Origin of the sequence: Sphingobacterium psychroaquaticum (genome assembly GCF_900177625.1) — a bacterium.
Lineage (GTDB): Bacteria > Bacteroidota > Bacteroidia > Sphingobacteriales > Sphingobacteriaceae > Sphingobacterium > Sphingobacterium psychroaquaticum.
Genome location: NZ_FXAU01000001.1, coordinates 769497 through 784374, shown reverse-complemented (window position 1 = coordinate 784374; position 14878 = coordinate 769497). Strand labels below are relative to the sequence as shown.

General features: G+C 43.7%; 11 protein-coding genes. 2 read left to right on the top strand and 9 right to left on the bottom strand.

Annotated elements, in window-relative coordinates; genetic code table 11:
- Window positions 1-6 precede the first annotated feature (6 nt).
- Window positions 7-1767 carry a RagB/SusD family nutrient uptake outer membrane protein gene (locus tag B9Y69_RS03035; RefSeq protein WP_085471518.1) on the top strand — a complete coding sequence of 587 codons (1761 nt, stop codon included), beginning with the start codon at window positions 7-9 and terminating at the stop codon, window positions 1765-1767.
- 83 nt (window positions 1768-1850) lie between these two features.
- The gene (locus B9Y69_RS03030; protein WP_085471517.1) at window positions 1851-2942 is read left to right on the top strand and encodes a metallophosphoesterase; all 1092 of its coding nucleotides are present in this window, start codon (window positions 1851-1853) and stop codon (window positions 2940-2942) included.
- 96 nt (window positions 2943-3038) lie between these two features.
- Here the strand turns inward: B9Y69_RS03030 and B9Y69_RS03025 are convergent, their stop codons facing one another.
- From B9Y69_RS03025 to B9Y69_RS02985, 9 genes are all read right to left on the bottom strand, one after another.
- Window positions 3039-3887 carry a glycerophosphodiester phosphodiesterase family protein gene (locus B9Y69_RS03025; protein WP_234991064.1) on the bottom strand — a complete coding sequence of 283 codons (849 nt, stop codon included), beginning with the start codon at window positions 3885-3887 and terminating at the stop codon, window positions 3039-3041.
- Between the two features lies 1 nt (window position 3888).
- Window positions 3889-5082, bottom strand: a complete 1194-nt coding sequence (locus B9Y69_RS03020; protein ID WP_085471515.1) for a purple acid phosphatase family protein — start codon at window positions 5080-5082, stop codon at window positions 3889-3891.
- A gap of 25 nt (window positions 5083-5107) precedes the next feature.
- Window positions 5108-6760, bottom strand: coding sequence for a SusD/RagB family nutrient-binding outer membrane lipoprotein (locus tag B9Y69_RS03015; RefSeq protein WP_085471979.1), 1653 nt, complete (start codon window positions 6758-6760; stop codon window positions 5108-5110).
- Between the two features lie 16 nt (window positions 6761-6776).
- Complete coding sequence (locus tag B9Y69_RS03010) at window positions 6777-10424, bottom strand: SusC/RagA family TonB-linked outer membrane protein (RefSeq protein WP_085471514.1); 3648 nt, start codon at window positions 10422-10424, stop codon at window positions 6777-6779.
- A gap of 124 nt (window positions 10425-10548) precedes the next feature.
- Window positions 10549-11529: a FecR family protein gene (locus B9Y69_RS03005; protein WP_085471513.1), complete on the bottom strand. Its 981-nt coding sequence runs from the start codon at window positions 11527-11529 to the stop codon at window positions 10549-10551.
- Between the two features lie 67 nt (window positions 11530-11596).
- Window positions 11597-12217 carry an RNA polymerase sigma factor gene (locus B9Y69_RS03000; RefSeq protein ID WP_085471512.1) on the bottom strand — a complete coding sequence of 207 codons (621 nt, stop codon included), beginning with the start codon at window positions 12215-12217 and terminating at the stop codon, window positions 11597-11599.
- Between the two features lie 114 nt (window positions 12218-12331).
- Window positions 12332-13891 carry a ribonuclease Y gene (gene rny, locus B9Y69_RS02995; RefSeq protein ID WP_085471511.1) on the bottom strand — a complete coding sequence of 520 codons (1560 nt, stop codon included), beginning with the start codon at window positions 13889-13891 and terminating at the stop codon, window positions 12332-12334.
- Window positions 13892-14229: 338 nt separating this feature from the next.
- A complete protein-coding gene (locus B9Y69_RS02990; RefSeq protein WP_085471510.1) occupies window positions 14230-14520 on the bottom strand; it encodes a cell division protein ZapA in 291 nt (96 codons plus the stop codon).
- Window positions 14521-14568: 48 nt separating this feature from the next.
- Complete coding sequence (locus tag B9Y69_RS02985) at window positions 14569-14877, bottom strand: hypothetical protein (protein ID WP_085471509.1); 309 nt, start codon at window positions 14875-14877, stop codon at window positions 14569-14571.
- Between the last annotated feature and the right edge of the window lies 1 nt (window position 14878).

The following is a 14878-nucleotide window of genomic DNA, read 5'->3' as shown; positions in this document are numbered from 1 at the left end:
GAAACAATGATCAAGAAAACAAAATCAATCATAGGAATCAGCTTAGTATGTACGGCTTTATTAGCGTCTTGCGATTTAGACCGACTACCGTTGGATGGCCCTTCGTCAGAAACCTTTCCTTCCAACAAAAAAGAGGCTGAAATGGGGCTGTTGGGAGCCTATAAAGGCTTAAGCCTATTGGATGCATCGAGCACACCGATCTGGCACGTGATGGATAACATCACCGATATCGGTTACGCTAGACCGGGGAACAACTATACATCGCCCATTACCAGTTCGATTACCACGGACAATGCGCTGGCCACAAAGCCTTGGGCGGCACACTATAAAACGATCGCACGGGTGCATGACGTATTGGACCGGTTAACAGAAATCCAGCACACCATGGCTGAAGGGGATTATAAAAAAATAGATGCAGAACTTCGGTTTATCCGGGCTTACTGTTACTCGCAGCTCATTGAACTGTATGGGGATGTGCCTCTCCTCAAGAATGCGCTCAAACTGGGGGATGCCCTTCCCCATCGAACGGCTAAAAAAGAGGTCGAAAACTTTATTATTGATGAAATGACGGCCATTGCAGATAACTTACCAACATCACAGGCAGGCGTCCGATTTTCTCGTGCTTCAAGCATTGCAGCTTATATGTTAAAAGCGCGTGTAGCGCTGTACGGAAAACAGTATAAAGTAGCGGCGACCGCAGCGGAAAAAGCAATCACACTATCCAATGGCATCCATAGCCTCACTCCATTTGACAACAGTATTGCATTCGCCAACCAAACACATGATAAAGGAGAACCAGAGGTTGCTAACATTTTCGGGCATAAAGGATTTGAAAGTAGTAAAGAGTGGATATGGGTGGTTGAATACAATCGCAACATCAGCGACAATGTCCACAACCAGCTTTATTATATTTCTTCCCGACTGGGCAAAGGGGTTTGCTACTGGGGGCCAACACAAAATTTCATTGACTCCTTCCAAGATCTTCAAGGCGCTTACATCACGGAGTCATCCATCTACAATGCGGCTAAACCTTTTGAAAACCGAGATCCCCGCTTAGACCTGTACACGGTTCGTCCCCATGCGCGCTTTATGGGATTTCAATTTGAACCACACACCTCTTTTTCTCGCGTCAATAATTACTGGCCGGTAATCAACGGTACCGCTCCATCTCCAACACTACAAGCGAATGCAGACGCAACCAATGCGTACCGTTCCTTTAGTGGATATTTATGGCGTAAGCACACGGATCTGACAGACTTTGCAACTACTTCGGTCAGTGGCTTTTCGGACCTAAATGTCGGCGTATTCCGATATGCAGAGCTCTTATTAATCTACGCGGAAGCTAAAATTGAGGACAACAGCATTGACAATACCGTATATGATGCTATAAACCAAATCCGTAAACGTGCGAAGATGCCGGATCTACCGGCTAGTTTATCACAAAACCAGCTTCGCACCGCTTTGCGTTACGAACGCAAAGTAGAGCTCGCGAATGATGGTCTAAGATGGTACGATTTACGCCGTTGGGGAATTGCCAAAGAGGTTATGAACGGTTACATCTACCTGAATCGTGCTGCCAATAGCTGGGATAAGAATGTGTTGACACGCATCGATGAGCATGCAAATCCCGTATACAACCATGCTAACGCCACAAAATCGTTCGGAACACAAGAAGTGGTATACAAAGAAAATAAAGATGAGTATTGGCCAATTTCAGCGCAAGAATTGGACGCCAACAAGAATCTTAAACAAAACCCAGGCTACTAAAGCCTTCGATATTCCTTTTTTCCTTTCAAGCGTGACCCATGGAGGTCACGCTTACTTTATTACGGAACCAAACACCCTGCACCATGAAAACAAAATCCAAATTAAATGTACTGTTGCTTTCGTTTCTCACATCCATCCTTACGGTGAATGCACAGAACAAACCAACGTTCCAACCCCCTGCATTATCTCATCCCGAATCATGGACTATGGTCCTGCTTCCTGACATCCAGAACTACGTTAAGTTCCAACGAAATCAACCAATTTTAGATGTAATGATGAACTGGATCGTTGAAAACGAAGATAAGCTGCGTATAAAATTAGTGCTGTGTACCGGAGATTTAGTGGAACATGATGATATTGTAAACCCCGACTTTCGAAAGATGGATCAGACCGGCAAACAACAATGGGAAGCGGCCGCTAAAGCCTTCACCAAACTTGATGGCAAGCTACCTTACATTACCGCAACAGGAAATCATGACTACAATATTTTCAGTTACACACATAAACCTAAAACGACTCATTTTCCCACCTATTTTTACGCCGATAAGAACCGTGAAAATCAGAAAATACTACGTGAAGTAGCACCGAATGTATATGGAAATCCAAGTCTCGAAAATGCGGCCTATCAATGGGTATCTCCCCATGGTAAACCCTTTTTATTCTTGTCTTTAGAATTTGCACCCCGTGACACTATCCTGACCTGGGCCAAACAATTGATCCACGAGCCCAAGTATCAAGATCATCAGGTTGTCCTGCTCACACATGCATACCTTAATTATCAAAATGAGCATATCAAAACGGCGAAATATGACCTCCAGGACGCAAATTACGGAACCGCTGTTTTTGAAAAGCTGGTGCAGTCATCAAAAAATATTGAAATGGTCTTTTCAGGTCATATCGGGGCACCTGATGATCCAAGAAAACACGTAGGTTTCCGTATCGATAAGAATAGCGCAGGCAAAGACGTTAGTCAAATGACATTCAATGCACAAGCCCTGGGGGGTGGCACGTATGGCAGTGGTGGCGACGGCTGGATTCGGATTTTAGAGTTTCTTCCCGATGGAAAAACTGTTCGTGTAAAAACGTTTTCTCCCTTATTTGCATTATCGAGCAGCACCCAGGATAAAGCCTGGCGCACTGCAGATTACGATGAGTTTACCATCAACTTAAACTAATCTTTAGGTTGAAGATTAGATATAAAAAATCCATTGAAATTGCCCCAACGTCCACTACACGTAGGTCGTTGGGGCAATTTTAATGTTTGTAAGCCCCTATCGCTTTAAGAGTGTCTTCCAGATTTCGGGATTATCAGTCTGGATAACCTGTACAAAGGGGTATTGCTCCAAAAAAGAACGATAAGCCGCAGCGCCTTGGGTACGCGCTTGCTCATCAACCTCCCCCAAGGTATTGATCCACAAATAAAAATCCTTTTTGTGCAGCGCCATCAACTTGTCATTCTTCTGAAAGGATTCATCAATATGGGCAATAAAGGTCATCTTCGATCGCATAATCTTCTTCAGCTCTTTCACACTCCGGGCGCGTGGGAACAAGGTGATTTTAGGATTTAGCGCATAAGCCTCTCCCATATCTTTATAATCGTACATAAAAAACAGGACACCGTCTTCCATTCCTTCTTGAGCGATTAAATCATAAGTTTGCTTCACGAACTCCCGTCTTTCTTCCTTAAAATCAAGGTCCATAATAATTCGTCCCTTACTTCGTACAAAAGCCTCTTCCAATGTTGGAATTTTATGATCCGATGCAGCACCATTCGCTGTTTGACGCAAACGTAATTTTTGAAGTTCAGCAAACGTGAGATCGGAAACCTTTCCTTTTCCGGTGGTTGTACGGTCGACGGTCTTATCGTGCATCAAAACCAAGACCCCATCTTTGGTCGCTCGGACATCCACCTCTACAACCGTTGCACCAAGTGCGATGGCTTCCTCAATTGCGGCCAGTGAGTTTTCTGGATACTGCCGATGTGCACCCCGATGTGCGGCATAGTGTAGTTTACTGCTCGCCAGCGTAGCGCGTAAATTTGTGGATTGCGCCTTTGTGGTCGTCATGCCGGTCCCCAGTAAGGTGAGAGACAAGCATATAAAGTATGATAATCTACGCATATTATTTAACCTTTGACAGCTCGAATGAATCAAACAACTTCCCATTTAATTGATAGCTTGAATAATAGAGCTTCTTATCCGTTATACGGATAACCTGATAAAGCTGTACATTGGAGCCTGATTTCTCCATCCAACGATCTGAATCTGAGGTATACATCTTGGGACCTGCTACGGATAATAAATAAACCGGCTTTTTCTTTCCTGCGGTTCCGCGGGCATAAGTATGATCGTGCCCCTGCAAAACAAGATCAACACCATATTTCTCGAAAATGGGTCTAAATCGCTCGCGCAAGATAGTATTATCCCTATTCTTAGCGGTGGAGTAAACAGGATGGTGCATCACCACGATATTCCATTTCTTTGTCGAGGAAGCAAGGGTTTCATCGAGCCATCTTTCTTGGGTCGCCGCAGCGACCGAATCCAACATAATCATCTGTGAGTTCAACGAGATAATACGTAGATCTTGGTAGTCCATATAATAAACCGCTTCTTGCAACCCTTCCGGACCATTTTTAGGAAGATTAAACTGAACCTTCCAGTGTGGATCCAAAACAAGCTGCTCCAAAGAATCTCTCCGATATTCGTGGTTTCCAGGTGTAGGAACAGCGGATATCATCTGATGGATAAATCCCGCACCTTCGTACCATTCCTCCCATTCGCTATCGGTATTAGAGCGGTTTATAAGATCTCCCGCATGCACAATAAACCGAGCATTAGGCTCTTGCTGAAAGGATCGACGGATCGTCCTCGACCAACGCGAGCGTAGATCGTTTTGTGCATCGCCTAAATAGATAAAGGAAAAATCGCCCGTAAGGTCAGCCGTTCGGAACTGGTTCCATGCGCTCCATTGCGCCCCATCTCCAACACGGTAAGTATATACGGTACCGGGCTTTAAGTCGGAAAAGGTTACCTGACCGTAATAGTCGTCGATCCCATTTTCACGCCGCCACGGTAATGCCACCCCTGAAATTGTTTTGGCTGCTTTTTCCAACTCTGGACTGCTCTCCTCTTCCACAATCTGTGCAACGATTTTTGTCCCCGCCCCTGTGGTACGCCAAGAAACGGACTGTGTTGTTGCTGGATTCGCAGACCAAGTCAACATCATACGATCTGGCTGTACACGGGTATTGTTTTGAGCCGTTCCAGCGAGGACCATGCTGCAACACACAACAGATAACAATAATTTGATTTTCATTTTATATATACTATGCTTGTAAAAATTACCACGGTTTGTTTGTTCCCTGCAATAACCAAGATTTGGACCACGCACTGTTTTCATTATCAGCCTGTGAATACGCTGTTTTCTCAATTCGTTTGAGCGCTTCTTCCGCATTTTTCTGATTTACACTCATCTCATTCTGCATATACGGAATACGGACGGGTAAAACGGTGCGCGTTGCGGCTGGCCCCACAACGAACATCGGATAGCCCGTTCTCCGGTAATCAAACCATGCCTGTGCACCGGTAGACCAATTAGAAATCCATTTTTGTTCCATAATTTGTTGTAACGTATTGTCGAACGCAACACCGGGACGCTGTATGTAAGCACTGTAATCATTTGCTTTACCCCAGCTCTGGAGGGAGGAACGAATCCCCGATTCATAATAGGTTTTGGCAGACTCCGGAACACTCCACCCCTTCTTGGCGGCTTCGGCTAGGATAAAATTCACTTCGGATGCAGCTAGTAGACGCGCTTTCAACAGGTCTCCTTTGGCGGCTTTATAGATATCACTCAAATAAGAAACATGGGGATTCATGGAGGTTTGCCCCGGTGTAGGATTCAGATTATAAGCTGATGGATTTTTGGATCCACTAGCAGGTAGCCCAACATATTCTGCATCGGTGTCGACCGGAATACCGCGGACAATATCAGGCGAAACGATACGAATACCATTTACAATCTTATCCGTCCCCGCAGGTTCTGTAGATCGTATCTCAATCGGAATCTCTACTTTTTTGGCCCAAACCTGAAGACGTGGATCTTGAAGCTGTTGCAATCGATCCACTAAGGTTGCACACATCTTCATCCGTCTGAAATTACTCCCTGTCGCATCGTACACGGTGTTGGATGGCCATGAATCGCCTGCATTGTTTCCCACAAAATCCATCACGACCTCATCCTTTGCATCGGTAATAATAGGAAACTCATTTGCGTTGGCCATAATCTGCTCAATCCCTTGCTTGGCAAACTGTGGTTCTTTTTCTGCGAGACGCATGTAGTAGCGGAGTGCCAACGAGTTCGCAAAGCGGCGCCATTTGGAGGCTTTGCCACCAAAATATACATCCGCACTTGCCAATACCTCATAGCTTGCATCAGCCCGAGACAAGAGTTGGTTCGCTTGCTTCAATTCTTCTAAAATCCCCTTGTAAATAACATCTTGTTGATCGAATTTCGGGAAGCTATATTGCGCGCCACCGAGCTCCGCTTTCAGGGCATCCGTATAAGGCGCATCCCCCCATAAATCGGTAATGAAGCCAAAGATGTAAGCCCGCATAACCAACGAAACACCGTGATGGAAATCGAGTCCTAATTTTTGCGCCCGACTGCGCATCAATTCGTTATCGCGCAGGTAGCCATAGAAAGCATCCCAACTGAGGATCCCGCCGGTCCATTTGTAATCGTTGTGCCCTTCGAACCAGGCGTCAAATTGCGTGTACTGTACCACGCCGCCTAAATCCCAAAAGCTTAACTCGCTATACCGACTTGCGGCACCGGTCAATACGGTAGGCAGCAGCAAATTTGGATTGGCCTCCTCTTCACTGACACCGTTCGGATTAATATTAATTTCTGTCAGGTCTTTGCAGGCTGACACGCTAAGTGTCATACCCAACACCAACGCACAATATAGTATCGTAATAAAATGACGTTTCATTTTCATGGTTTAATGATTAAAATGTTATGTTGACTTTAAATCCTAGCGGTATCGCCCATGGCGTTACATTATAGCGCTCTATACCTTGTTTAAAGCTTCCATCAGCTTCCGGTTGAAATGCCATCTCCGGATCGATACCTACTTTTGCTTTTGTCCATAAAATAAGATTACGGGTATAGACGCCTACATTTCCATTGGCAATCCCTAAACGGGTCAACCATTTTGCGGTTAAGTCATAGCTTACAGAAAGCTCCCGGAGTTTAATGAATGAAGCATCAAAGGTAGAAGCGTTCATAAAATCCCACGGGTAGTTATCGCTATAGGAGATATACTTCGTCCCGGAGCCTCCAAGATTTTCCGTGTATCCAGTAATATTTCCACTGCCATCATATTGGGCAATCACTCCAGGATTGAAAACGCCGAAGTTTCCTATCGTCCCCCCTACATTAATCGGATATCCACCATACTCCTCACTTGGCCCACCAACAATAGGGTATCGATTTCCTTGAACGCGCACCAGGTCATTATCAATTAAGTAGTTCCGCAACGCATCACCGGTCAAACCTTTTGGATTAACCAGTTGATCTAAGAAACGTTGTGTCGTGAGATTCGATTCAAAATAGCGGTAGGTCTGCGACATGAATTTACCACCAAAGCGCATATCGGCGGCCAAATGCATCGTCCATTTTTTATAACGCAAGCTCGACTGTATGCCCATACTGAAATCGGGGTTGAAGTTGCCTATCTTATTGCGACTGTTATTGATACGGATGGCTTGCCAGCTACCGTTCTTATCGAGGATCGGATAACCAAAATATGGAGACGAAGGATCTTCGACCGTCACCAGCTTTGAATCGTACAGGTCACCAATCTCTTCTCCGACATATGTACGTGCTCCGCCGCGGCCATCGGTCCAGAAGGTATAAAATTCTGCGCCTTCCGAAAGCTCATCAATTCGCGTACGGTTACGATGCCAATTGACCCCTAAATCCCAGGTCCAGTTTTCCTTCTCAATCGGCCGCCCACTTAATGCAAGCTCTATCCCTCGGCTACTCAACAGTCCGGCATTGATTTTTTTACCGTTGAAACCACTAGATCCAGGTAAGGTGGTTGAAAAGATCTGATTTCTATTTTTCAGTAAATAATAGGTTCCCTCAAATTTCAGACGATTGCGCCATAATCCGATATCTGCACCTAACTCGTATGAGGTGGCAATCTCAGGCTTCAGATCTGGAACAAAGAGTGAACTCGACCGCGTGAGGCGAAGCACGCTCCCCCAACTACCCGGGTTAGAGAGTACGTTAGATAATGAATATGGACTTGTATCATTTCCGGCACGAGCGATACCGCCACGTAATTTCAAGATGCTGATCGCTTGTGGTAAGCCAAAAATTTGGTTCGCTAACACGCTCAGGGATGCCGAAGGGTAAAAGTAGGATCGATTATCGACAGGCAATGTACTGGACCAATCGTTACGCCCTGTTACATCCAAATAAACCATATCGCGGTAGCTTAGGTTCAATAAACCGTAAACGCTATTTACGACCCGTTCAGACATACTGCTAGCGAAATCAAGGTTAGCCGGACTGATGTTGGAAAGGGTGTAAAGCTCCGGCGTAATCAAGCCCGTACCGTTCTTCGATGCGTTGCGCACGTATTTGTTTTTGGAATAACGAATATTACCTCCAACGGAACCACCGATATCAAAATGTCCCAAGTTCTTCTTGTAAGAGGTTAAGAAATCGATATTCTGCTCCATGCCCATTAGGTTAACAATTCCGTACGCACCGCGGGGCTCATTCGTATAACTAAAGGGGATTTTTGTCTCTCTGTTTTCCCAGAAAATATCGTTGGCATAACGCACCATTGCCGTCCAATCCTTCTTGATCGTCCAATCGAGACGGAGGTTTCCAAAAGCACGATCCCGCACAAATGCATTGCTCACACCGTAGGCGAGAAAATACGGGTTATTGTAATTACCCTTGGATTGGGACTTTTGTTGGATTCCTTCCTGCGATGGCAACCAATAATCCTTTAGGTCTAAGATATCAATATGAGAAGAAACCTCATAGGCAGCCTGCATCGGGTTTGCACCGCGGTTTCCTGCAGGACGATTATTGGAATTATTACGACTCATATCTAACGATACGCCTAACGATAGGTTATCGCGCAGGTGCATCGTGGAATTTACATTAATGGTATTCCGAAAGAGATCCGAATTTGGAATAATTCCTTTGTTGCTCAAGTTTGAATACGAGAAACGATAATCCAGCTTTTCACTACGGTTTGCCAAGGAGATACCATTGGTGCTGGTAATCCCCGTTTGCACGAAATTTTTGATATTATTTGGATGAGACTTAAGCTCTGTTGGAATAGGGTTTCCATTTTCATCCAACGGGCTGTTCCATTGAATAGCTTTGTAGCCTTTGTCTAATGCTGGACCAACACGGTAGCTCGATCCTTCCTCAATCTTTAGGTTTCCAGAAATATCCCCTGGTTTCCAAGGCATCGTGCCACTCGCAAATTTATTGTGCGTATCGATAAACTTATAAGGAATATCGAAAACGGTGTTGCTATTGACCGAAATTGTCATCTTCTCGGCGTTCTTTCCACTTTTGGTGGTGATTAAGACAACGCCATTTCCGGCGCGGGAACCGTATAGGGCAGCAGCACTCGGTCCTTTCAAGACTGAAATGCTTTCAATATCATCGGGATTGATGCTTGAAATGGCATTTCCATAATCGACTTTATTATCTCCTCCTATCTGACCAACATTATTCAATTGGTTCATAATGGGCACGCCGTCAACAACAAAGAGCGGTTGGTTATCTGTACTTAAGGAGGAGGCTCCTCGAATGACCATACTGACCGTGGATCCTGTTGGTCCAGTGGTACTGATGCTAACACCCGGTACTTTTCCAGCCATACCCGTAAGGAAATTATCGTTGTTCATCCGACTTACATCGGCACCTTTCACCGTACCCACGGCATATCCCAAGGATCGATCTTGTCGTTTGATGCCTAAGGCTGTAACGACAACTTCATCGAGCTGGCTATTCTTCGGTGCGAGTGTAATGGTCCGTAAATTGTTGTTGTTTGCCTGTACCGACAATCCATTTACCTGCTGACTTTCAAAGGAAAGATGATTCACAAGGATATTATAATCGCCTGCAGGAAGCTTGGTTTCGGCCATACCTTCCGCATTGGTCGACAATACACGTCCTAGCGGCAAAATCTTCACCGAAGCGGCTGCAATAGGTTGCGACGCTTGATCGGTAATACGTATTTTCAACGTATAAGTTTCCTGTTGGTTCTTCCGATGTAAAACTACACCTCCTGCCACGCGATTAAACTGGACGCCTGTGTTCTGAAGGATGTAATTCAATACTTGCTCGAATCCAGCATTTTCAAAGGCGCGTGCCCGCACGGATACAAGCTCGAGTTGAAGTAGTTTTTTATCGTACCCAATGCTCTCTCCTGTTTGTTGAGAAAGACGTAACAGCGCTTGGGCGGCGTTCCCTTCAGGAACATTAAAATTAATCCGGTCGGCAGGAACCTGTCGACTTTCAGTAGCCGTGCTCGCAAAGGCAATCTGGGATGGCCCAACGAGGGAAAGTACAGCAAGTGAAGCGGCTAGCTTCGTAAGCTTAATAATTTTATACATATATTTGCACAAATGTTTTTAACATGAAATTGGATGGTGCCCACTGGTCGATTTAGCGGTTTGCCAGTGGCGCTCCTTCTGAGGTTTAACAGCTTGCGTCGCGACCTCTTTTTCTTAATTTGCTCTACGGGTATAGTGTTACTTCATTTTGGGTCCTCCTGAACTTTAACTGGTGAATATTACAGATCATCTGTAGCAACTGATCTACGGACTGAACTTGTGGTATAAGCAGTGAATAACTAAATGCTTTGGTATCCTGTGTGTCGTATTTTAAAACTACGCCATACCGGTTATAGAGCAATTCGCTCAACTCCTCAAAGGTAGCTCCATTGAGAAAAATCCCCCCTTCGATCCAAACATTACTGTACTGTGGATTACTGTCAAAATGTTGGAATGTGGCATTGGTCTCGTTATAATGTAACCCCTTGCCTGCCGTCAACAGGTAAGTATGATCGGGTTTACCGCCATCGACGCGTACCCGCCCTGTCTTGACATCAATCGTAATCTGTTTCGCTGAAATCGAATGGTTTATATTGAAAGAGGTACCCAATACTTCTACCCCTAGCTTTCCAACTTTAATCGAAAATGGATGTAGACTATCTCGTTTAACTGCGAAAAAAGCTTCTCCCTGATCCAAATAGATTTGACGTTTGTTCTTAAAATTCTTCGAATCAAAACGTACTTTCGCATTTCCATTGAGAAAAATAGTAGAACTATCTGGTAGTTGTAATTTCTGTAGCTTACCAATGGGCGTTGAAAACTCCGTCAACAAAGGGGGCTGATTTTCTTGTAGATGGAACAAGTTTCGTAGTTCGGTCCGAAAAAATAAACTTCCAGATAGACCGAGAACGACTATAGCCGCCGCAGCGCTGACCCAGCGTCGCATCTTAATAAGACGTGTGTTTTTATGCTGCTGCTGGAATTCCACTGGCATTTTTGCCCAGATTTCAGCCTGCATGCGAAGTCGTTCTTCGTTGCTCTTAAATGGAGGGATTTCATCTTCTGAAATATGATCGAACCAACGATCCACATTTTTCTTTTGTATATCAGGCAGGATACCTGTTTGATATTGCCGTATGATCTCTTTGAACTTTTCTAATTTCACCAGTATGCTGTTATTTTGATACTATTACAGGTGAAACGACCGAAAGTACTTTAAGAAACCATTTTGTTTATGTTAAGAAATGATGAAGCGTGACGGTGGTAATAAACATAACGGTCATGGTATCTTGCTCATTAAACCGTTGGGTAAGTTCTTTCTTTAGGATTTTCTTAGCGTCGGATAAGTAATTTTTAACCGTTTGTTCTGCCAGGTTCAGGTCTTTTGCAATCTGTTGGATCGAGTGGTTATCACTCCGCATCAGGTATACGGCTTGCATTAATTTGGGTAATCTAGCAACCGCTTTGTCTACCACTACTTCTAAGGCTTGGTAATGCGCGAGGGACCCTGTATCTAATAGCTGGAGCACATCCATGCGTGCGAACATATTGTCCAGGACTTCTTTACGTACACGCTCCGTTGCATAATAATTGAGTACTTTATTTTTAACGGCTTTATGTAGGTATGGGCGTAAGGTAGTATAATCGTCCTTGAGCAAATGACGTTTTTCCCAGATATGTATATAGACTTCCTGAACAATATCTTTGGATTGGTCAGTATCCCGTAAATGTCGATAAGCGACCGTATACAGCTCCTCCCAATAGGTATAAAAAAAATAAGTGAATGCCGCTGGATCTCCGTCTTTAAAACGAACCAGATAGTGAGGTTCAAGGTTGGTATGGCTGCGATTCACACCACAAAGATAAAGCTACAAGGTTATGTTAATATTAAGTTTTCAATGAAGTAAAAAACAAAAAAACTCAAGCCATAGGCTTGAGTTTTTGTACATATAAAATATGCTTATTGTTTATTTTGCGTAAGAAACAGATCTTGTTTCGCGGATAACCGTTACTTTAATCTGTCCCGGATAAGTCATCTCTGTCTGGATACGGTTAGAGATATCTGCTGCCAGAATCTCTGCCTGTGCATCCGACACTTTCTCTGATTCAACCACGACGCGAAGTTCACGTCCTGCTTGAATAGCAAATGTTTTCTCTACTCCTGGGTAAGATAGCGCTAGCTCTTCCAGCTCTTTCAAGCGTTTGATATAGCTTTCTACCACCTCGCGACGCGCTCCAGGACGTGCTCCAGAAATCGCATCACAGGCTTGTACAACAGGTGAAATCAACGAAGTCATCTCGATTTCATCGTGGTGGGCACCAATTGCATTACATACCTCAGGGTGTTCTTTATATTTCTCTGCTAGCTGCATACCTAAGATTGCGTGTGGCAATTCCGGGTTATCATCAGGCACTTTACCAATATCGTGTAGTAATCCGGCACGTTTCGCTAGCTTCACGTTTAAGCCTAACTCTGCCGCCATCGTTGCTGCAAAATTTGCTACCTCACGCGAGTGTTGCAATAAGTTCTGACCGTAAGATGAACGGTAGCGCATACGACCTACCATACGGATCAACTCTGGGTGTAAACCATGAATACCTAAATCAATAGCTGTACGTTCACCGATTTCAACAATTTCGTCTTCAATCTGTGTACGTGTTTTTGCTACGACCTCTTCAATACGTGCTGGGTGAATACGTCCGTCCGTCACCAAACGGTGTAACGATAAACGAGCGATCTCGCGACGTACCGGATCAAATCCAGAAAGGATAATTGCTTCCGGTGTATCATCTACAATGATCTCTACACCCGTAGCAGCTTCCAACGCACGAATATTACGTCCTTCACGACCAATGATACGACCTTTGATCTCATCATTCTCTATATTAAAAATAGAAACTGTATTTTCAATAGCCGACTCGGTAGCGGTACGTTGAATGGTTTGAATAACTACTTTCTTCGCTTCTTTAGAGGCTGTAAGCTTCGCTTCGTCTACGATATCTTTAATCTGAATTACCGCTTGAGAGCGCGCTTCTTCACGTAATGAACTAACCAATTGTTCTTTTGCTTCATCAGCAGACAAACCAGCAATGCTTTCTAATTGCTTGATGTGCTGATTTTTCAGTTGCTCAACTTCTTCCTTTTTCTTCTCGTTGACCTCTACTAACTGATCGAGCTTTTTATTCTTCGCGTCCAGATCTTGCTTTTCGCGATTCAGGTTTTCCATTTTCTGGTTCACCGATTGCTCTTTCTGGCGAATAGAATTCTCTTTCTGAACAATACTGTTATTCCGTTGATTAACCTCTTTTTCGTGTTCTCCTTTCAGCTGCAAGAATTTCTCTTTTGCTTCTAAGGCACGTTGTTTTTTATAGTGCTCTCCTTGTTGCTCTGCGTCTTTAATTATACTATCTGCTTTCTCTCGGGCGGACTGTTCCTGCTTTTTGAATAACATTTGTAGCAAGTAACGTCCAATAATCACTCCGACAATAAGCGAAATTATGATCGAAATTATTGTTGTTAACTCCATTTTTATCTATTTGTTTATAATATTTTACACCTTTTAATCAAACCCTCGGGGCGGCATTTGCATCTTCAATTATAGTGTGTAAGCTATAGAATGTTAGTATAGCTTTATTGAAGAATTGCCGTAAAAAAAAACCGCAATTAAATATACAGGTCCCATGTATTATTAAACTTCGATTACACATGATTTGAGCAATTGATCGTGACCTAGATGGCTTAAGCAAAATGGCCTACATCTTTGTTCGCTCGTGATATTGAAGCGTTAAGTTTAAAATAGTGACAACCCGAATTTAATTGCGGCAAATTCGTCGTTATAAAGCTCTAATAATAAAGAACGATATGTTATTTTCTAAAGAAATCGTTTAGCAAGTTATCCAGTTCATGAACGCGATCTTCTAAGCCTTCTTCGCTTTGTTGCGCATTGCGTTCCGCTTTAATCATGCCCGTTGCATACTGCAACACACACATCGAAAGCAGATCCTGCTTATCGCGAACTGCATAATTGTCCTGCAATTCCTTTATTTTTTCATTTATCAATTTCGCAGCATGTCGAATTACTTCTTCCTCTTCCGTTGTTACCCGTAACGGGTAAACACGGTCTGCGATATTTATTTTTATGGAAATCTCTCCCATTTTTTTCGAGCTTAAATAACCTTTATAGACTTTTCCCTAATCCTATACCTACCTCAACAAGCCTATACATTTGTCTATTTCTCGCACAAAATCGTTAATTTTTTGTTTTGTGTCAAGTATTTTTTCATTTATTGCGTCTCTATCTACGTCCGACTCATCCAAAGTTTTCGCAACTGCCATAGCCTTAAGCTTTTCCTCCAACTGATGACTTTTATCAGTGCTTGTCTGAAAGGCTACCTGAAGGGATTGAACTTCCAACTTCAGCAGATCATTCTCTTCTTGAAGAGCCTCGCACAATTGAATAAGATTTTTCGTTTTCTCAACGATAACATTCATTTGTGAAGATAGTGTCGCCATA